Origin of the sequence: Microbacterium lacticum (assembly GCF_006716815.1) — a bacterium.
GTDB classification, from domain to species: domain Bacteria; phylum Actinomycetota; class Actinomycetes; order Actinomycetales; family Microbacteriaceae; genus Microbacterium; species Microbacterium lacticum.
Map to the genome: position 1 here is coordinate 140,668 of NZ_VFPS01000006.1, position 19,089 is coordinate 159,756.

Consider the following 19,089-nt stretch of genomic DNA (forward strand, 5'->3'; position numbering starts at 1 on the left):
CGCGTAATGTCGCCCGCCGTGACCGATGAAAACCGCGGGGATGACAGGGCGGGGGCCGACGAGACCCCCATCGCCAAACGCATCCTCATCGGCGAGCCGCTGACGAGTGAAGAACTCGAGGGCCAGCTGCTCCCGAAGAAGATGGCGTTGCCGATCTTCGCCTCAGACGCGCTCTCGTCGGTCGCCTACGCGCCGCAGGAACTCCTCATGATCCTGCTCATCGGCGGCACGGCGTTCCTGGCGTTTACCCCGTGGGTCGCGGCGGCGGTCGTCGCGCTCCTCATCGTGGTCGTGCTGAGCTACCGCCAGCTCATCAAGGCGTACCCCTCCGGCGGCGGGGACTACGAGGTCGCGCGCACGAACCTCGGTGAGAAGACCGGCGTCGTCGTCGCGGCGGCGCTGCTCGTCGACTACATCCTGACGGTCGCCGTGTCGGTGGCATCCGGCGTCGACAACATCATCTCGGCCCTCCCCGGCCTCGACCCGTGGCGGGTCGAGCTCGCCGTCGGGTTCGTGGTGCTGATCATCCTCGTGAACCTGCGGGGCGTGCGCGAGGCATCCACCGCCTTCGCGATCCCCACGTACGTCTTCATCGGCTCGGTGCTCGTCATGATCGTGGTCGGGCTCATCCGGTGGGCGCTGGGCGATCCGCCCATCGCCGACAGCGCCCAGTTCGCCGTGCAGGCCGAAGACCTGAGCCAGGCCGCGACCATCCTGCTGATCCTGCGCGCGTTCTCGAGTGGATGCTCCGCGCTCACCGGCGTCGAGGCGGTCGCCAACGGCGTGCCCGCCTTCCGCAACCCCAAGGTGCGCAACGCCCAGACGACCCTCGTGCTGATGGGCTCGATCGCGATCCTGATGTTCGCCGGGCTCACCGTGCTCGCCCTGATCTCGGGGGTGCACTACGCCGAGAACCCCTGCCACCTCATCGGGTTCGACTGCACGGCGGCGGTGCAGCCGAGCCTCATGGCGCAGGTCGCCGCGGCCACGTTCGGCAGCGGCAGCATCCTCTTCTACGTCGTGCAGGCCGCGACCGCCTGCGTGCTGCTGCTGGCCGCCAACACCGCGTTCAACGGGTTCCCGCTGCTCGGTTCGGTGCTCGCCCGCGACGGCTACGCCCCGAAGGCGCTGAACACCCGCGGCGACCGCCTCGTCTACTCGAACGGCATGATCATCCTCGGCCTTGCCGCGGTGCTCGTGCTGATCCTCTTCCAGGCGAAGCTCACGACCCTCATCCAGCTCTACATCATCGGCGTGTTCGTGTCGTTCTCGCTCGGCCAGATCGGCATGGTCCGGCACTGGCGGCGCGAGCTGCGGCTGCTGGCGCGCGGCACGTCGAGCACCGCCGTCGCCGCGCGACGCGAGGCGTGGTCGGGCCTGTTCATCAACACGCTCGGGGCGACCTTCACCGTCGTCGTGCTCGTCATCGTGACGATTACGAAGTTCACGCACGGGGCGTGGCTGGTCTTCCTCGCGATCCCGGTGCTGTCGTTCCTCCTGGTGGGCGTGCACCGCTACTACCGCGACGTCGAGCACGAGATCACGATGGATGACGATGTGCACTTCGGCGCCACCGGCGATGTGGCGATCGTGCTCGTCGGCAAGCTGCAGAAGCCGGTCGCGAAGGCCCTCGACTACGCCCTCGCCGCCAAGCACGACAAGACCCTCGCCGTGCACATCGCCGTCACCGCCGACGACGCCCGCGACGTGCAGGAGGAGTGGCAGTTCCACCACATGCCGGTGCCGCTGCTCGTGATCGAGTCGCCGTACCGGCAGTACGCGGCGCCGCTCGCCCAGTTCATCACCGAGTACCGCAAGAAGCACGGATCGTCGGTGGTCACCGTCTACTTGCCGCGGTACATCGTCGGGCACTGGTGGGAGAGCCTGCTGCACAACCGTCGCGCGCGACGCATCGCGCAGCAGCTGATGATGGTGCACGGCGTGCAGATCACGCTCGTGCCCTGGATGCTCGACTCGTCGGAGCTCATCTACGGCCGCCGCTCGCGGCCGCTGCCGGGCGACGACCGCGCCGGGCGGATCACCTCGTACGGCCTCGTCGCCCACACCGACGACGAACCGTAACCCGGCCGGCGCGGCTCACGACGCGTCGCGGAGAGCCCCCCTCACGACGCGGCGGTCAGCAGCAGCTCCTCACGGCGGCGGGCGAGCGCGGCGAGCCGCTCCGCCGTCTCGAGGCGCCGGTTCGCGAGGGCGACGTCGAGCTCGCTGAGGCGCACCTGCAGCGTGACCGCCTGCTCGCGTGCCTGCGCGATGCGCTCCCGCACCATCCAGTCGGCGAACACGTTGTCGAAGAGCACGTCGAACACGCCGAGGGTGTCGGAGATCTCGACGCCCTGCACCGGCGAGACGCCGACGTCGGCGAGCTCGATCCGCAGGCGCTCGAGGGCGCGGTTCACCCGCGCGAAGGCATCCGCCGACTCCTCGATGCGACTGTGCTTCATCAGGTCGGCGAGCATCCCTCCGCCGAAGAACGTGTCGTAGGTCGACCAGCCGCCCGCGCTCTGCAGACGGGTGCGCGCCTCCTCGAGGGCGCTCATCGCGGCGCGGAGCGCGGCGACGGCCTCATCGACCTCCCGCAGGTCGGAACGCGCGCGGCCGATGTCGGCCGCGACGATGCGCAGGTCGGATGCCACGGTGCCGAGGCTGTCTCCCGCCGCCCCCGCGGTCACGATCCGCTCGTACTCGGCGAGCGCCCCCGCGTACCGCTCCTCCACGTCGCCGAGCTCGGCGCGCTGGGCGCTCACCCGACGGAGCTCCGCGCCCGCCTGCGCGAGACGTGCCTCGGCGCCGGCGACGGCGAGCGCCGCGGCGTCGCGCTCGGCACGCTCGCGGGCCGCCTGCTCCGGGGCATCCCCGCGGAGGGTCGCCCACAGGCGTGCCGCCGAGATCCCCTCGATGCGCCGGACGTCGGCCTCCTCCACGCGAAGGCGCTCCTGCAGCTCATCGCGCTCGGCCCGGCGGGCGTCGACGAGAGTGCGGGCCGCGTCGACGCGGGCCCCGAGGTGTTGGTGCGCGGAGCGGTCTTCGGCGGCGCGGCGGAGGATCTCGACGGCGGCGTCAGCATCGGTCATGCCCCCAGCGTGCCACGGCAGGCCGCCCTACTCCCCCGCACCCCTCACCCCCACGGCGCCGGGCACGCGGGCGGGGCGTAGCCTAGACGGGTGAGTTCCTCGACCCCTCAGACCGTCGCGTCCGCCGTCGACCCGCTCGACGCGACCCGGCTGCGCGAGGACTTCCCGATCCTCTCCGAAGAGGTGAACGGCCACCGTCTCGTCTACCTCGACTCCGCCGCGACCAGCCAGCGCCCGCTCGCGGTGCTCGACGCCGAGCGCGAGTTCCTCACGCACGCGAACGCGGCTGTGCACCGCGGCGCGCACACGCTCGCCGCCGAGGCGACAGACCTGTTCGAAGACGCCCGCGCGACGGTCGCCGGCTTCGTCGGCGCGGAGGCCGAGCAGCTCGTCTGGACGAGCGGCGCCACGATGGGCCTCAACCTCGTCGCCTACTCGATCGGCAACGCGTCGGTCGGGCGCGGCGCACCGGCATCCGCGGGTCTGGCCCTCCGCCCCGGCGACGAGATCGTCACGACGGCCATCGAGCACCACGCCAACCTCCTCCCGTGGCAGGAGCTCGCCGCGCGCACCGGCGCGGTGCTGCGACACATCCCCGCCCGGGACGACGGCACCCTCGACCTCGACGCCGCGTCGGAGATCATCGGCGAGCGCACCCGCATCGTCGCGTTCACGCACGTCTCGAACGTGCTCGGCATCGTCAACCCGGTCGACGAGCTCATCGCGCTCGCCCGGCGCGTCGGCGCGCTGACGGTGATGGATGCCTGCCAGTCGGCCCCGCACCTCCCGCTCGACCTCCCCGCGCTCGGCGTCGACCTCGCCGTCTTCAGCGGCCACAAGATGCTCGGGCCCTACGGCGTCGGCGGCCTCTACGGACGCGCCGAGGTACTCGAGGCGATGCCCCCGTTCCTCACCGGCGGCTCGATGATCACGACCGTGACCCTCGATCACGCCGAGTACCTGGCCCCGCCGCAGCGGTTCGAGGCCGGCACTCAGCCGATCGGCCCGGCGATCGGCCTGGCCGCCGCGGTCCGCTACCTCGACGGGGTCGGTCTCGACCGCATCCACGCGCACGAGACGATGCTCGCCGAGCGCATGCGCGCCGGGCTCGTAGAGATCCCGGGAATCCGCCTCCTCGGCGATGCGGAGGGCGCCGAACGGGTCGGCCTCTGGTCGTTCGACGTCGACGGCGTGCACGCGCACGACGCAGGCCAGTTCCTCGACGCGCGCGGCGTCGCCGTGCGGGTCGGCCACCACTGCGCCGCCCCGCTGCACAGCCGCTTCGGCATCACCGCCTCGGTGCGCGCCTCGACCGCCCTCTACAACACCGCCGATGACGTGGATGTCTTCCTCGATGCCGTCAGCGGCATCCGTCCCTATTTCGGAGTCTGACCATGAACGAGCTCGACGCGCTCTATCGCGAACTGATCCTCGACCATTCGAAGCACCCGCAGCACTTCGGGCTGAGCACCGCGGAGGACGCGGCCGGCACGACCGGCGAGTCGTACCAGAAGAACCCGGTGTGCGGCGATGAGATCACCCTGCGCGCCCACGTCGACGGCGAGACCATCACCGGCGTCGCGTGGGAGGGTCGCGGATGCTCGATCTCGCAGGCCTCGGCATCCATGCTCTCCGACCTCGTGGCCGAGGAGGGCATCAGCCGCGCCGACGCCGTGACGCTCGTCGAGGGCTTCCGCGAGGCGCTGCGCTCGCGCGGCAAGATCGAGCTCGACGAAGACGTCTACGGCGACGCCGCCGCCCTGTCCGGCGTCTCGAAGTTCTCGGCACGGGTGAAGTGCGCCATGCTCGCGTGGGTCGCCCTCGAAGACGCGATCGCCAAGGCATGAGCCACTCCGAGGCATCCGCGCACCTGCCCCACATCGTCATCATCGGCGGCGGCTTCGCAGGGGTCAGCGCCGCCCGCGCCCTGCGCCACGCCCCCGTGCGGGTGACCCTCGTCGACCGGCGCATCTACAACACGTTCCAGCCGCTGCTCTACCAGGTGGCCACCGGCGGACTGAACCCCGGCGACGTCACGCACTTCCTGCGAAGCCTGCGCGCGCAGCAGCCGAACCTCGACGTCGTGCACGAGCACCTGATGGAGATCGACACGGATGCCCGTGCCGTGCGCCTGCTCGACGGGCAGGAACTGGCGTACGACTACCTGCTGCTGGCCAATGGGGTGACGACCGCCTATCACGGCACCCCCGGGGCGAAGGAGAACTCGTTCGCGGTGTACTCGCGGTCGCAGGCGATCACGATCCGCGACACCCTGTTCACCCGCCTGGAGCGCGCCGCGGTGCGCCCCGACCGCGACAAAGGCCTGTCGGTCGTCGTGATCGGCGGCGGCCCGACCGGGGTCGAGATGGCCGGAGCGCTCGCGGAGCTGCGCGACCAGGGCCTCGAGCCCGCCTACCCCGAGCTGGAGGGCGACGCGTTCCGTATCACCCTGCTGCAGCGGAGCGAGATCCTGAAGCCGTTCCTGCCGAAGCTGCGCACCTACGCGGCGGCCCAGCTGCGCCGCCGCGACGTGACGGTGCGCCTGGGCGCGGGGGTCGAGGAGGTGTGCCCCGACTCGGTGCGCCTCTCCGACGGCACGGTGCTCCCCTCCGACCTCACGATCTGGGCGACCGGCGTCGCCCCGCACGAGGAGGTGCGCCACTGGAGCCTGCCGCTCGACGAGGGCGACCGCATCCGCGTGGGCGCCGACCTGCAGGTCGAGGGGCTCCCCGGCGTCTTCGCCGCGGGCGACGTCGCGATCACGCCGCAGGACCTGCCGCAGCTCGCGCAGCCGGCCATCCAGGGCGGCGCGCACGTCGCACGGCAGATCCAGCGGCTGCTGGCGGGGGAGCCGACCGAGCCGTTCGAGTACTACGACAAGGGGCAGCTCGCGATCATCGGCCGCCGCTCGGCGGTGGGCGAGGTGCCCGGAGTGGCGAACCTGCCGGTGCTGCACAGCATCGGCATCCTCCAGCGCGTGCCGCTGCTGCGCCGCATCGTGCCACTCACCGGGCGCCCGGCCTGGTTCGTGTGGCTGTTCGTGCACATCTCGAGCCTGCTCGGCCCGCGCAACAAGCTGCAGGTCATGGTCGGGCTCGTCGCCCGCTACGGCGCGCGCCTGCACCGCGCGCCGGTGCCGATCGTCGGCGACGTGCCGGCGATCCGCCCCTCGAAGGCGCAGCGCCGGCGCCTCAGCCCCGCCGAGCGCTCCGCCGTCGACGCGGCCGCCGCCGAAGACGCCGGCTGACCCGCCCGCGCCCGTCGCCCGCGCCGCGCCCATCGCCCCGGCCCCGCCCGAACTGCAAGGGATCGTGCGCGACACGCCGCCAAGCGGGGCTCGGCCCCGGCGTGTCGCGCCGCAGGCCTTGCAGTTGGGGTCGAGCACCGAGCGAGAGTCGCGCCGAGGCATCCTCGGCTGAGGGCGCTCAGCGCCCGCGGCGGCGGTAGATCGCCATCGCGGCGGCGTACGCGACCAGGAGCACTCCGACGAGCCACGCCAGCGCGATCCACAGATCGGCCGCCACCGGCTGACCGGTCAGCAGCGCGCGGATGGAGTCGACGATCGGGGTCACGGGCTGGTTCGCGGCGAACCAGGCGACCGGCGCGGGCATCGAGGTCGTCGGCACGAACGCGGAGCTGATGAACGGCAGGAAGATGAGCGGGTAGCTGAACGCGCTCGCCCCGTCGACCGTCTTGGCAGCGAGCCCGGCGATGACCGCCACCCAGGTGAGCGCGAGGATGAACAGGACGAGGATGCCGGTCACCGCCAGCCACGCCGGCGCTCCCGCCGAGCTGCGGAACCCGAGCAGCAGCGCGACGCCCAGGACGAGGACGACCGAGACCAGGTTCGCGACGAGCGAGGTGAGCACGTGCGCCCACAGTCCCGCCGACCGTGCGATCCGTCAAGACCTCGTCATGACGCCAGCGCCGCGCGGCCGACCAGCAGGCACGGGATGGCGGCGAGGAGGAGCACCGGCGCTCCGAGCAGTCCGCACCAGAAGCTGCGGGCGATGTCGGATGCCGGGAGCAGCGCCGCGACGACGGCGATGACGGTCAGCGCGGCGCCCGCCCACGCCATGATCGGCTGCCCGAACACGAACGCGAGCGGCACGAAGTGGATGCCGACGACCGCGAGGATGAGGGGCGCGATCAGATCGCTGCGTCGGGCGAGGGTGACCCACACGACGAGCGCGACACACGCGACGACCTCGATCGCGACCACGATGAGGTAGGCCACCCACGCGGTTCCCTGGAAGCGCATCGCCGTCCCGGCGGACCAGTGCCGCACCACGAGCGGGATCGCGAAACCCGCGACGACGAGTCCGGTCACCCCGAGCCCGGCCACCACGACGCGCCACACCACGGCCCGCGGCGGGCTCTCCTGCGCCCACCCCGACCACACGAAGGCCGCGACGCCGAAGATCGCGGCCGTCATCACCAGGTCGCGGGGGTAGGCATCGTCGATCAGTGACATGGCCAGACTCTACGTCCGCCCGGTGACACTGGCGAGGGGCCGCCCCGGCGCCGGATCACACGCCCGGCATCCTCTGCGCGCCGACCGCGCTCAACCTCCGCGACGCTCCGCACACGCGACGCAGCGCGTCGCGAAGGGGCGCGCCTCGAGCCGCGCCGCCGGGATCTCCCGGCCGCACACCTCGCAGATGCCGTACGTGCCGGCATCCACCCGCGCGAGCGCCACGTCGACGTCGGCGCGTTCGAGTGCGGCCGACCGGCGCAGCGCCTCGATGCGCTGCCACTCCCCCGACAGCGTCGAGCCTTCCGGGTCGTGCTCGTCGTCGGCGGTCGCGTCGGCCCGGTCGGCGCGCACCGCGCTCTCGTCGGCATCGAGGCGGGCGAGCAGCGCGTCGAGCTCCGCCGCCCGCGCGCGGAGCGCCGCCCGCGGATCGGAGCCGGTCACCCCTGGTAGCCGATGAGCCAGGTCACCCCGAACCGGTCGCGCACCTGCCCGTCGTGGTCGCCCCAGGGCTTCAGCGCGAGCGGGTCGAGCACACCCCCGTCGGCGGCGAACGTGGCGAACCACCCCTCGAGCACCGCGGGCTCGGCCGTGCCGAGCAGGGCGAACTGGATGCCTCGGAGCACCGTCGTCTCCTCGCCGGGCGCCGTGTCCGAGGCGAACAGCTCGACGGGACCCTGCAGCATGCCGTGCGCCACAGCGTCGGCCGGCCCGTCGTCGCGGCCCAGCTCGGCGAAGGTGTGCAGCACGATCTCACCGCCGAAGACGTCTCGGTAGAACTCCAGCGCCGCTCGGGCCGTTCCGTCGAAGTGCAGATAGGGCGTGATCCCGGTCATGCGCCGACTCTACGACCGGGCGCCGACACGCGCGAGACCCCGACCTGTCCGGCCCGTGTCAACCCCCCTCCCCCGCCGCGCCCGGCGGCGCAGACTCGGACACACGCCCCATCGAAGGAGAGATCATGTCCGACCCGAACTCCACCGCCCCCGACGACGCCACGACCGAGGCCGCGGCCGGTGCGGCAGGCCAGGCCGCCGACCCGAACTCGACGGCCCAGCCGACGACGGAGCAGCTCGCCGAGCCGAGCACCGAGAAGGAGCCCGGCGAGGAGCCGCTCGCACCGAACCCGTCGGAGCCGACCGTGCCGTCGCCGACCGAGCCCGGCGCCCCCACCCCGAGTGAACCGACGGTCCCCTCGCCCGACGAGACTCCCGCGCCGGCGCCCGCCGAGCCCGGAACCGTCTCGCCGAGCGCCGGCGAACCCAGCCACGAGGCCACCGGCATCGGGGTGATCGGCGGCGCGGACGAGTGAGCCACGGGGGCATCCGTCGCCAGGGCACGCGCGGCTAGACTGGGTCCCATCCCCGGCACCCGAGTCTTGGAGTCCAGCCGCGTGAGCACCCCTGTCGCCGATACCGTCCAGCACGCCGCGGAGACCCCCGAGAAGGAGCAGCCGTACGGCGCCCTCGGGCTCAAGCCCGACGAGTACGCGCAGATCAAGCAGATCCTCGGCCGCCGCCCCACGTCAGGCGAGCTCGCCATGTACTCCGTGATGTGGAGCGAGCACTGCTCCTACAAGTCGTCCAAGAACTACCTGCGCCGCTTCGGCCAGAAGGTCAGCGAACAGATGAAGACCCGCCTCATGGTGGGCATGGGCCAGAACGCGGGCGTCGTCGACATCGGTGAGGGCTGGGCGGTCACCTTCAAGGTCGAGTCGCACAACCACCCGAGCTATATCGAGCCGTTCCAGGGCGCCGCGACCGGTGTCGGCGGCATCGTCCGCGACATCATCTCGATGGGCGCCCGCCCCGTCGCGGTCATGGACCAGCTGCGCTTCGGCGCAATCGACCACCCCGACACGGCCCGCATCGTGCACGGCGTCACGAGCGGCATCAGCTTCTACGCCAACTGCCTGGGGCTGCCGAACATCGGCGGCGAGACGGTCTTCGACTCGGTGTACCAAGGCAACCCGCTCGTCAACGCGCTCGCGGTCGGCGTCATGCGCCACGAAGACATCAAGCTCGCCAACGCCACCGGCGCCGGAAACAAGGTCGTACTCTTCGGCGCACGCACGGGCGGCGACGGCATCGGCGGGGCGTCGATCCTGGCATCCGACACCTTCGCCGACGGCGGCCCGACCAAGCGCCCCGCCGTGCAGGTCGGCGACCCGTTCGCCGAGAAGGTGCTCATCGAGTGCTGCCTCGAGCTCTACGCGGGCGAGCTCGTCGAGGCGATCCAAGACCTGGGAGCCGCCGGCATCTCGTGCGCGACGAGCGAGCTCGCCGCCAACGGCGGCTCGGGCATGCGCGTCGACCTCGAGAACGTGCTGCTGCGCGACCCGTCGCTCACTCCCGAGGAGATCCTCATGAGCGAGTCGCAGGAGCGCATGATGGCGATCGTGGCACCCGAGAAGCTGGATGCCTTCCTCGCCGTGACCTCCAAGTGGGATGTCGAGACGTCGGTTCTCGGCGAGGTGACCGGCGATGGGCGCCTGCAGATCTTCTGGCACGGCGAGCAGATCGTCGACGTCGACCCCTCGACCGTCGCGGTCGACGGCCCGGTCTACGAGCGCCCCGTCGCCTACCCGACCTGGATCGACGCCCTCCAGCTCGACTCGGCCGCCGCCCTCCCCCGCACCGACGACCCCGCCGTGCTCAAGGACCAGTTCGTCGAGCTGCTCGGCAGCGCCAACCTCGCCGACACCTCGTGGGTGACGAACCAGTACGACTACTACGTCATGGGCAACACGGCGCTGAGCTTCCCCGACGACGCCGGCATGATCCGGGTCGACGAGGAGTCGGGCCTCGGCTTCGCGATCGCCACCGACTGCAACGGCCGGTACTGCCAGCTCGACCCGTACACGGGCGCACAGCTCGCCCTCGCGGAGGCGTACCGCAACGTCGCCGTCACGGGCGCCGTGCCCACCGCCGTCACCGACTGCCTGAACTTCGGCAGCCCCGAGAACCCCGAAGTGATGTGGCAGTTCGGCCAGGCCGTCGACGGTCTCGCCGAGGCGTGCCTCGAGCTCGGCGTGCCCGTCACCGGCGGCAACGTCAGCTTCTACAACCAGACCGGTGACACCCCGATCTTCCCGACCCCGGTCGTGGGCGTGCTCGGCATCATCGATGACGTCGCTCGCCGCATCCCGAGCGGCTGGCAGGATGCCGGTGAGAACATCTACCTGCTCGGCATCACCTCGACCGAGCTCAGCGGCTCGGCCTGGGCGGGCACCGTGCACGGCCACCTCGGCGGTCGCCCGCCGGCGGTCGACCTCGCCGCCGAGCGTCGCCTCGCCGAGCTCATCCAGGCCGCATCGCGGCAGGAGCTCGTCTCGTCGGCGCACGACCTCTCCTCGGGTGGTCTCGGTCAGGCCCTCGCCGAAGCCGTCATGCGCTTCGGCGTCGGCGCCCGCGTGTGGCTGCGCGAGATCATGGAGCGCGACGGAGTGGATGCCGCGACCGCGCTCTTCTCCGAGTCGACCGGCCGGGTCATCGTGTCGGTGCCGCGCGAGGAGGACGTGAAGTTCCGGGGCCTGTGCGAGGGCCGTGGCTACCCGGTGCTGCGCATCGGCGTGACCGATCCCGCCGCGGACGGCGACGAGCCGGCCCTCGAGGTGCAGAACGTCTTTACCCTCACGGTGCCGGAACTGCGAGCGATCTCGCAGGCGACCTTCCCCGCCGCGTTCGGCGCGACGGTCGCCGAGCCCGTAGGCTGAGCGCCATGACTGCTCCCTCCGACGAAGAATTCGACGAGATCGTCGAGAAGCGCGCACGCCGCACGCGCGTCATCGCCTGGATCGTGATCATCTCGCTGATCCTCGTCGGCGGCGGCGCGACGGTGCTCGCGCTCATCTTCGGCTGACCGCGCGCCCGCGACCCGCGGATCTGAGGTGCCTCAGCCCCGAACATCGGGCGATCGACCGATGCCCACCGGGGGCCTTAGCGACGACCGTGGAACGTGACGAACACCGTTTCTCACCTTCCGAAGGAGTCGCCATGCGTTCCGACCTCGATCTCATCGTCTACCGTCGCCGTGAGGCGGACATCATCGAACTCGCCGAGCAGCGGGCGTCGCCCGAGAGCCGCTCGTAGCGGGCCAGCAGCAGCTCGCGGAGGGTCTCGGGGATCGCGCTGTCGCGCCGGCAGGCGTCGATCGCGACGAGCTCCTCGACGAAGAACGGGATGCCGTCGCTGCGCTCGAAGACCGCGTCGACGTCGGTGGCCGCGGGCGCCTCGCCGATCAGCTGGTGCATCTGGCGGCGCACCTCACCGCGGGTGAGCGGGCCGAGGTCCCACCGCTCGGCGGCGCGGTGGCGCTCGGCCTCGATGAGGAACGGGCGCGCGGGATGCCGGGGGCCGATGTCCTCGCCGCGGTAGGTGAGCACGAACAGCAGCCGGCCCGCGGTGAGCGCGCGCATCGAGAACTGCGCGGCGGCGAGGCTCGCCCCGTCGATCCAGTGGAGGTCTTCGATCACGACGACGACGGGACGCTCGCGCGAGGCCGCCTCGAGCAGCAGGGCGATCGCCTCGTGCAGCTGGGCCGCGCCGGCTCCGCCGACGGCGCCGGGTCGGAGCCGCCCTCCGGTGTCAGCTCGGTGAGCGCCGCGAGGGCGGGGCCGGCCGCCTCCCGCGCGAACTCGAGCCCGAGCGCACCGACGACCGCCCGCAGCACGGATGTGATCGGCGCGTGCGGCGCGGAGACCGCTCCGAGATCGACGCACTGCCCGCGCCGACGATCGCGTCGTCGGCCGGGCGGTCGGCGAACGCGTCGACGAGGCGGCTCTTGCCCATGCCCGCCTCGCCGCGCAGGAGAGCGAACACGGGCGACCCCGACCGGGCGCGCTCCAGGGCGTCGTCGAGCCGCGCCACGTCGGCGTCGCGGCCGATCAGGGAAGCGCTCGAGACGGTCATCCCCTCATGCTGGCACGAGCATGCGACACCGGGGCGCGCGCCGGGCAACACCACCCCCGTTCTCCTTTCAGGCATGCTCGATACCATGGCCAGGTGGATCCAGTGTGGACGGCGATCGCCGAGTTCTGGTGGATCGGCCCGACGATGATCGGCGCCGGCACCCTCGGCTGGATCGGGCTGCGCCGCGGCCGCTCGACGAAGGCCCGTCGCCTCGCCTATGACGCGTCGCGCGATGCGCTGCGCCAGGCGCGGCAGGATGCCGCGGCCGCACGCGTCGGCGTGCGGGTCGCCCGCGCCGAGCTCTCGCAGGTGCAGGCCGAGGCCACCGCCGGCCGTGCGAGCCACGCCGAGGTCGCCGCGGCGCGGCGCGCGCTCGACGCCGCGCAGCGCAACACGCGGGCGGCGTCGGCGGGAGTGCGCGCACGACGGGCGAACCTGTCGGCCGACCGCGTCGCGCTGAGCGCGCAGAGCGGCCGCGGCGCCGACCCGGCCCAGCTGCCGCTCGCCCGGCTGATGGCCACCGACGACGCGATCACCGCGCGCTGGATGCAGTACGAGACGGATGCGGCACGCCAGCTCGCCTTCCCCGCCCTCGGCGATGCACGCGTACCGACCACGGCCGCCTTCCTCGCCGAGCTGAGGACGACCCGTGCCCTCCGACCGGCCGCCCCCGACGTGCGGATCACGCCCGCCCAGTTCACCGCCTACCGCGACGGCGTGGCCCGCCTCGGCCGCGCGTTCGACGCCGCCGAAGCCGAGGCCTGGCGCCTCGCGCGCAAGGACCGCTCGGCGCCCGCCGGCCCCGGCCCGGATGCCGCAGCACCCGCTGCGTGGGTCGTCTCGGCTCAGGAGATCGCACAGAACCTCACGCAGAGCGTGCTGGCGCGCGGTGCCGAGGCGCTCGCCCGCGCCACCGCCCCGCGCACGCAGCCCGCGCCGCCCGAGCACCCGGCAAAGTCCGAGCAACCCGCACGGCAGCGGCCGGATGCCACGACGCGCCCGACCCCGCCGAACGCCTCCCCGGGGGGCGACCAGACCACCGGCACGCCTCGCGCCGACCAGGCATCCGATGCCCCACCGGCTCCGCCGGTCTGGCCGATTCCGTCGCGGAGTGCCCGCCCGCCGCGCCCGTGAGGGCGCACGCACGTAAGGTGTGACGGTGGACTTCTGGCAGTTTCTGGCCGGCTATTGGTGGCTCGCGTTCCCGGTCCTCGGCGTGCTCGGCGGCCTCGGCCAGCGGTGGGAGCGCGGCGCGCGCTCGCGGCACAAGCGGCGTCTCGAGATCCTGCAGGCCAAGGCGGCGCTGAAGGCCGCCGAGCCGCCCAAGCAGGTCGCGCACGCGACCGAGCCGAAGCCCCTCACGAAGGCGTCGCCCACCCAGCCGCAGCTCGAGAAGCTCTTCGCCGAGCACGACGCGGTCACCGCGCGCTGGCTGGAGTACGAGCTGGACGTCGCGAAGCTCATCGCCTACCCGACGATCAGTGACGGGCGACAGCCGCTCACTGCCGCGTTCCTCCGCGCCAAGAAGACCGCCGACCGCCTGCGGCCGGACTCACCCAAGGCCCACCTGACCGACGGGGAGCTCGCCGCCTACGCGAGCGCGGTCACCGACTACGAGGTCGCCTTCGACGTCGCCGAGCGCGAAGCGCGGCGGCTCAAGGACTCGGACTTCTCCGAGACCGAGCGCAAGCGCCTGCAGACGGCGCAGCAGCTGCTGTCGGTCGCCGTCGACGGCGGCGCCACCGCGGCGGAGCGCCAGATCGCCTACAAGCGCGTGCGCGAAGAGCTGGAGGGGCTCATCGTCGTCTCCGACGAGGCGATCACCGTGCTCGAGGAGAAGGTCGCGCTACCCCTCGCCGCGCAGGCCCCGCAGATGCCCGCGCCGCCGCCGGCGGCCTCGCAGCCACCCGCGAACCCACAGCCCCCGCAGACCCCGCCCGCCGCGGCCTCCTCCGACGACGCGGTCTGATCCCGTCAGGCGCCTTCGGCGGCGGCGGTGTGGTGGCGGATGACCTCGGCGACCACGAAGTTGAACCACTTCTCGGCGAACTCGGGGTCGAGGTCGGCCTCGGCGGCGAGGCGGCGCAGGCGCGCGATCTGCTGCTCTTCGCGGGCGGGGTCGGAGGGAGGCATCCCGTGCTCGGCCTTCAGCACGCCGACCTGCTGCGTCGCCTTGAAGCGTTCGGCCAGCATGTGGATGAGCGCCGCGTCGATGTTGTCAATGCTCCCGCGCAGACGCACGAGAGTCGCGGACGGGTCGGGCTGCTCGCTCATGCCCCCGACTTTATCGCGAAGCGGGGGCGAGACCGGCCGAAGACCGGGCTCGCCCCCGCGGAGCGCCGCGAAGACGAGCACGATCACCCAGAACGGCGGCGTGCTCAGCACCGAGTCGAGGCCCTCGTAGACAGCGGCGAGGATCGTCGCGATCGCGTCGAAGAGGCCCCCCGGGGCGTCGCCGAGGAAGTCGATGACCGTCTCGGCCCACTCGCCGAGGGGAATGCGGAATCCGTCCATCATCGTGCTCCTTCCGTCGCGGGCTCGCCCGGGGTGGGGGCGCCTCCGGCGACGGTGTCGACGAGCGGGGTGAACTCGGCGACCATGTCGATCGGGCTCTGGATGATCGGTATCTCGCGGGTCGTCGCCGGCACATTGCCGAGCGCGGCGAGCAGGGTGACGCGCGGGATGACGCCGAGCAGGCGTCGGTTCTCGTCGACGACCGCGAGGGGCACGGTCGCCTCGACGGCGGTCTCAACGATGTCGGTGAGCAGGTCGTCGGGTCCGACCGTCGGGAGTGCCCGCGGCGAGGCATCCACCACGCGGCGGAGGTCCGTCTCGCCCGCCTTCACGGCGCGGATGACGGCGCGATCGGTGACGACGCCCACGAGGCGCCGGTTCTCGACGGCGAACAGCGCCCTGGTCTGCTGCGCGCGCATGGTGCGCAGGGCGCCGCGCACGCCCGCGCTCAGCGGCATGGTGGCGTGCGGGGGCTCCATGACGGATGCCGCGGTGAGCACGCGTGCGCGGTCGACGTCTTGCACGAACTGGGCGACGTAGTCGTTGGCGGGATCGGCGAGGATCTCCTCGGGCGTGCCGTTCTGCACGATGCGGCCGTCGCGCATGACGGCGATGCGGTCGCCGAGGAACATCGCCTCGTTGAGGTCGTGCGTGATGAACACGATCGTGCGGCCGAGCTTGCGCTGGAGTTCGACGAGCTGCTCCTGCATCTCGCGGCGGATGAGCGGGTCGAGCGCCGAGAACGCCTCGTCCATCAGCAGGATGTCGGTGCCCGCGGTGAGGGCGCGGGCGATGCCGACGGGCCCATGATCACGAAGATCTCGCCGCGCTGCACGGAGAAGCTCGCGTCGATGACGGCGGCGGTACCGGCGTCGGCGGCCTCGGCGCGGGTCTGGCCTCGGCGCAGTCGCTGCACGGCGTCTTTGGGCGCTCGGCCGAACACTTTGAACAGGTTCCGCGCCTCGAGAAGCGGCGCGGTCTCGCCAGTCGCCTCGCGAGGGGTGGTCTCAGGAGCAAGAGTCACAGAACACCTCGGCAGCCCGGTGCACAGGCTGCATCGGTCACGCCCGGGTGCCGGCCACGGGCGCTCTGCAGGGCCGGCGTCGGGCCACCTCCCCAACGTTTCAGGCATCGACATGGGCGTGCAAATTGGACACTCGGCGCCTCAGTCGCTACGCGCGGGCGCGTGGCGATCGATCGGGGCTTGCGTCGCGCAAGGTTCTGTGGTTACTTAGTCAAGTAACTAACCCATCAACCAGGAACGGCGGCGGAGTGATCGAAGAAGGAAAGGCGCTGTTCCTGCAGATCGCCGAGAACGTCGAAGACTCCATCCTCGACGGCAGCCTCGCCGACGACGCGCGGGCGCCCTCGACGAACGAACTCGCCGCCTTTTACCGCATCAACCCCGCCACCGCCGCGAAAGGAGTGAACGTGCTCGTCGAAAGAGGCATCCTCGTCAAACGCCGCGGCATCGGCATGTTCGTCGCTCCCGGCGCCCGCGCGCAGCTGATCGCAGAGCGTCGCGGGGCCTTCGCCGACCGCTACATCGACCCGCTCCTGGCCGAGGCCTCCGCTCTCGGCCTCGACGCCGACGACCTGGCCCAGCTTCTGCGGGAGCGGGCCGCCGCACACCGTACCGAAGGGAACCGCCCATGACCGTCATCGAGGTGCAGCACCTCACCAAGCGCTACAAGGAGACCCTCGCCCTCGACGACGTGTCTCTCGCCTTCGAGCAGAACACGATCTACGGCCTTCTCGGCCGCAACGGCGCCGGCAAGACGACACTCATGTCGATCCTCACCGCGCAGAACTTCGCCACGTCGGGCACGGCGCGCGTGTTCGGCGCGGACCCGTATGAGAACGCCGTCGTGCTCCAGCGCATCTGCTTCGTGCGGGAGAGCCAGAAGTACCCCGAGGACGCCCTCCCGACGCACGCGTTCCGCATGGCGAGCCTGTTCTTCCCGAACTGGGATCAGGGCTTCGCCGACGAACTCGTCGCGGCGTTCGAGCTGCCGCTGAAGACCCGCATCAAGAAGCTCTCCCGCGGGCAGCTCTCGGCGGTGGGCGTCATCATCGGGCTCGCCTCGCGGGCCGAGATCACGTTCTTCGACGAGCCGTACCTCGGGCTTGACGCCGTCGCGCGCCAGCTCTTCTACGACCGGCTGATCGAGGACTACGCGGAGCACCCGCGCACCGTCATCCTCTCCAGTCACCTGATCGACGAGGTGTCGAACCTCATCGAGCGGGTCGTCGTCATCGACGGCGGTCGCATCCTCCTCGACGAGGAGACCGACGCGGTGCGCTCGCGCGCCGCCACGATCGTCGGCGACGCGGCGGTCGTCGAGGCGTTCGCCGCCGGCCGCGAGGTCATCCACCGCGAGAGCCTCGGACACGTCACGAGCGTCACGGTGCTCGGCGAGCTCACCGCCGCGGATCGGGCCGCCCTCCAGGCATCCGGGCTCGACCTCGCACCCGTGTCACTGCAACAGCTGATCGTCCGCCTCACCCAGCATGCCGCGCAGCCCGCGGCGGAAGGAGCACTCCGATGAGCCGCACGCTGAACGTCGTCCGCATGCAGCTGGCCAACCGCGAGACCTTCGTGTGGGTGCCGCTGCTCATCCTCGGCAGCTCCTTCGTGATCTCCCTGATCATCTGGGGAATCATCGCCGCCGGCGGCGTCACGACCAACATGTACGGCGGCGGCGCCCAGGCACCGCTGTGGTACTTCATCGCGGTGGGGGTGCAGGCCCTCACGCTGACGTTCCCGTTCTCCCAGGCGCTGAGCGTCACCCGGCGGGAGTTCTTCCTCGGCACGATGCTGACCGCGGCGCTGACGGCGGGCATCCTCGCCCTCATCTTCGTCGTCGGCGGGCTCATCGAGATCGCCACGAACGGCTGGGGCATCGGGGGCTACTTCTTCGCGCTCGACTGGCTGTGGGCGTCGGGGCCGCTCGCGGCGGGGCTGTTCTTCTTCACTCTGACGATGATGGTCTTCACCCTCGGGTTCTGGGCGGCGACCGTGTACAAGCGGTGGGGGTCGTTCCGGCTGACGCTCATCCTCGTGGGCATCGCCCTCGTGCTGCTCGCCGCTATCTGGCTGATCACCGTGACCCGGTCGTGGCCGGAGGTGATGGGGTTCATCGTCGAGTCGGGCGTCTGGGGGCTGACGGTCGTGCTCGCGGTGATCACGATCGCGCAGGCGCTCGGATCGGCCGCGGTCCTCCGAAAGACGACCGTCTGACCCTAGAGTGTGACGCATGGGCGAACCCGAACCGACGCCGTACCGCAGCTCCGCCGACGCGACCGCCGCCAGTGCCGCCACGAGCGCTGGCGGCGAGGCCGTTCCGACGCCCGACGCGACGACGGTCGCGCTCGAGAACCAGACGCCCGCGCGCACGATCTGGGCGAACCTCAACCATCCGTTCGTCATCGGGTTCTTCCTGACGTTCGGCGGCCTCGTGGCCTTCGCCCTCGGCATGGCGATCACGAGCCTCGTCACTATCTGGATCTACATCGCGTTCGCGATGTTCGCCGCGCTCGGACTCGACCCGCTGGTGCGGCGGCTGCAGGCGCGCGGCATGAAGCGTGCGTGGGCGATCACGGTGGTCTACTTCGTGTTCGCGCTCGTGATCATCGCGATCCTCTGGCTCATCGTCCCCACGGTCATCCAGCAGATCGCCCAGTTCATCCGCGACCTGCCCGGCATGATCGGCGACTTCCAGCGCTCCGACCTGTTCGCGTGGCTCGTCACCCAGTTCGGCGACCAGGCGCCCGACCTGCTCGCCGAGCTGCAGAAGTTCCTGACCGACCCGAACAACGTCGCCGCGATCGGCGGCGGCGTGCTCTCGATCGGGCTGAGCATCGGTACGACGATCTCGGGCATCATCATCATCATCGTGCTGAGCCTGTACTTCCTCGCCTCGCTGCCCGAGATCAAGCAGGCGTTCTACCGCCTGTGGCCGGCGCGTCTGCGTTCCACGACCACCGAGATCACCGAGCAGATCACCGAGTCGGTGGGCGGCTACCTCGGCGGCATGGTCGTGCTGGCATTCTTCAACTCGCTCGTCGCGTTCCTGCTGTATCTGTTCCTCGGCCTGCC

At 71.5% G+C, this 19,089-nt stretch carries 20 protein-coding genes and 2 pseudogenes; 13 read left to right on the forward strand and 9 right to left on the reverse strand.

The genetic code is table 11. The annotated features are described in order from the left end of the window. The first annotated feature begins 6 nt into the window (after positions 1-6). The gene (locus FHX68_RS13820; protein ID WP_141380778.1) at positions 7-2,082 is read left to right on the forward strand and encodes an APC family permease; all 2,076 of its coding nucleotides are present in this window, start codon (positions 7-9) and stop codon (positions 2,080-2,082) included. A gap of 41 nt (positions 2,083-2,123) precedes the next feature. On the opposite strand, the gene FHX68_RS13825 is transcribed toward FHX68_RS13820, so the two are convergent. Then, positions 2,124-3,092, reverse strand: a complete 969-nt coding sequence (locus FHX68_RS13825) for a hypothetical protein (RefSeq protein ID WP_141380779.1) — start codon at positions 3,090-3,092, stop codon at positions 2,124-2,126. 90 nt (positions 3,093-3,182) lie between these two features. Between FHX68_RS13825 and FHX68_RS13830 the strand changes: the two genes are divergently transcribed. Genes FHX68_RS13830 through FHX68_RS13840 form a run of 3 tightly spaced genes read left to right on the forward strand, consistent with a single transcriptional unit; the run spans position 3,183 to position 6,339 of the window. Continuing rightward, a complete protein-coding gene (locus tag FHX68_RS13830; RefSeq protein ID WP_141380780.1) occupies positions 3,183-4,484 on the forward strand; it encodes a SufS family cysteine desulfurase in 1,302 nt (433 codons plus the stop codon). A 2-nt stretch (positions 4,485-4,486) separates the two neighbouring features. Continuing rightward, on the forward strand, positions 4,487-4,939 hold the full coding sequence (sufU, locus tag FHX68_RS13835) for a Fe-S cluster assembly sulfur transfer protein SufU (RefSeq protein ID WP_141380781.1): 453 nt from the start codon (positions 4,487-4,489) through the stop codon (positions 4,937-4,939). Next, a complete protein-coding gene (locus tag FHX68_RS13840) occupies positions 4,936-6,339 on the forward strand; it encodes an NAD(P)/FAD-dependent oxidoreductase (protein WP_229661621.1) in 1,404 nt (467 codons plus the stop codon). Before sufU ends, FHX68_RS13840 begins: the two co-directional genes overlap by 4 nt. Positions 6,340-6,517: 178 nt before the next feature. Here the strand turns inward: FHX68_RS13840 and FHX68_RS13845 are convergent. From FHX68_RS13845 to FHX68_RS13860, 4 genes and pseudogenes are all read right to left on the reverse strand, one after another. Next, positions 6,518-6,991, reverse strand: a pseudogene (locus FHX68_RS13845) (ABC transporter permease); the annotation flags it as partial. A gap of 14 nt (positions 6,992-7,005) precedes the next feature. Beyond that, positions 7,006-7,566: a DUF6609 family protein gene (locus FHX68_RS13850; RefSeq protein WP_141380782.1), complete on the reverse strand. Its 561-nt coding sequence runs from the start codon at positions 7,564-7,566 to the stop codon at positions 7,006-7,008. Positions 7,567-7,656: 90 nt separating this feature from the next. Further along, entirely contained in the window at positions 7,657-8,010 is a 354-nt protein-coding gene (locus FHX68_RS13855; RefSeq protein ID WP_141380783.1) for a TraR/DksA family transcriptional regulator, read from the reverse strand. Continuing rightward, complete coding sequence (locus FHX68_RS13860) at positions 8,007-8,402, reverse strand: VOC family protein (RefSeq protein WP_141380784.1); 396 nt, start codon at positions 8,400-8,402, stop codon at positions 8,007-8,009. Before FHX68_RS13860 ends, FHX68_RS13855 begins: the two co-directional genes overlap by 4 nt. A 125-nt stretch (positions 8,403-8,527) precedes the next feature. Between FHX68_RS13860 and FHX68_RS13865 the strand changes: the two genes are divergently transcribed. From FHX68_RS13865 to FHX68_RS15355, 3 genes are all read left to right on the forward strand, one after another. After that, the gene (locus tag FHX68_RS13865; RefSeq protein ID WP_141380785.1) at positions 8,528-8,878 is read left to right on the forward strand and encodes a hypothetical protein; all 351 of its coding nucleotides are present in this window, start codon (positions 8,528-8,530) and stop codon (positions 8,876-8,878) included. 81 nt (positions 8,879-8,959) lie between these two features. Further along, on the forward strand, positions 8,960-11,281 hold the full coding sequence (gene purL / locus FHX68_RS13870) for a phosphoribosylformylglycinamidine synthase subunit PurL (protein WP_229661625.1): 2,322 nt from the start codon (positions 8,960-8,962) through the stop codon (positions 11,279-11,281). Positions 11,282-11,286: 5 nt separating this feature from the next. Then, positions 11,287-11,427, forward strand: a complete 141-nt coding sequence (locus FHX68_RS15355; protein WP_170214248.1) for a hypothetical protein — start codon at positions 11,287-11,289, stop codon at positions 11,425-11,427. A gap of 160 nt (positions 11,428-11,587) precedes the next feature. Here FHX68_RS15355 and FHX68_RS16030 read toward each other — a convergent pair whose 3' ends face one another. Then, a complete protein-coding gene (locus FHX68_RS16030; RefSeq protein ID WP_255314027.1) occupies positions 11,588-12,241 on the reverse strand; it encodes an AAA family ATPase in 654 nt (217 codons plus the stop codon). Continuing rightward, a complete protein-coding gene (locus FHX68_RS16205; protein WP_170214249.1) occupies positions 12,153-12,476 on the reverse strand; it encodes an ATP-binding protein in 324 nt (107 codons plus the stop codon). Before FHX68_RS16205 ends, FHX68_RS16030 begins: the two co-directional genes overlap by 89 nt. A 93-nt stretch (positions 12,477-12,569) precedes the next feature. On the opposite strand from FHX68_RS16205, the gene FHX68_RS13885 reads away from it, so the two are divergent. Beyond that, a complete protein-coding gene (locus FHX68_RS13885; protein WP_141380789.1) occupies positions 12,570-13,610 on the forward strand; it encodes a hypothetical protein in 1,041 nt (346 codons plus the stop codon). A gap of 25 nt (positions 13,611-13,635) precedes the next feature. Beyond that, positions 13,636-14,445, forward strand: a complete 810-nt coding sequence (locus FHX68_RS13890) for a hypothetical protein (RefSeq protein ID WP_229661624.1) — start codon at positions 13,636-13,638, stop codon at positions 14,443-14,445. A 5-nt stretch (positions 14,446-14,450) separates the two neighbouring features. On the opposite strand, the gene FHX68_RS13895 is transcribed toward FHX68_RS13890, so the two are convergent. After that, positions 14,451-14,750: a chorismate mutase gene (locus FHX68_RS13895; RefSeq protein WP_141380798.1), complete on the reverse strand. Its 300-nt coding sequence runs from the start codon at positions 14,748-14,750 to the stop codon at positions 14,451-14,453. A 239-nt stretch (positions 14,751-14,989) separates the two neighbouring features. After that, positions 14,990-16,014 (reverse strand): annotated as a pseudogene (locus tag FHX68_RS13900) (CBS domain-containing protein). 248 nt (positions 16,015-16,262) lie between these two features. Here FHX68_RS13900 and FHX68_RS13905 point away from each other — a divergent pair. The 4 genes from FHX68_RS13905 to FHX68_RS13920 all read left to right on the forward strand — a co-directional run. Further along, positions 16,263-16,646, forward strand: coding sequence for a GntR family transcriptional regulator (locus FHX68_RS13905; RefSeq protein WP_141380790.1), 384 nt, complete (start codon positions 16,263-16,265; stop codon positions 16,644-16,646). After that, the gene (locus FHX68_RS13910; protein WP_141380791.1) at positions 16,643-17,539 is read left to right on the forward strand and encodes an ABC transporter ATP-binding protein; all 897 of its coding nucleotides are present in this window, start codon (positions 16,643-16,645) and stop codon (positions 17,537-17,539) included. The genes FHX68_RS13905 and FHX68_RS13910 overlap by 4 nt, the downstream gene beginning before the upstream one ends. After that, on the forward strand, positions 17,536-18,231 hold the full coding sequence (locus tag FHX68_RS13915) for a hypothetical protein (RefSeq protein ID WP_141380792.1): 696 nt from the start codon (positions 17,536-17,538) through the stop codon (positions 18,229-18,231). Before FHX68_RS13910 ends, FHX68_RS13915 begins: the two co-directional genes overlap by 4 nt. A 16-nt stretch (positions 18,232-18,247) precedes the next feature. Then, the coding region (locus FHX68_RS13920) for an AI-2E family transporter (RefSeq protein WP_141920315.1) at positions 18,248-19,089 on the forward strand (842 nt) is incomplete at its 3' end.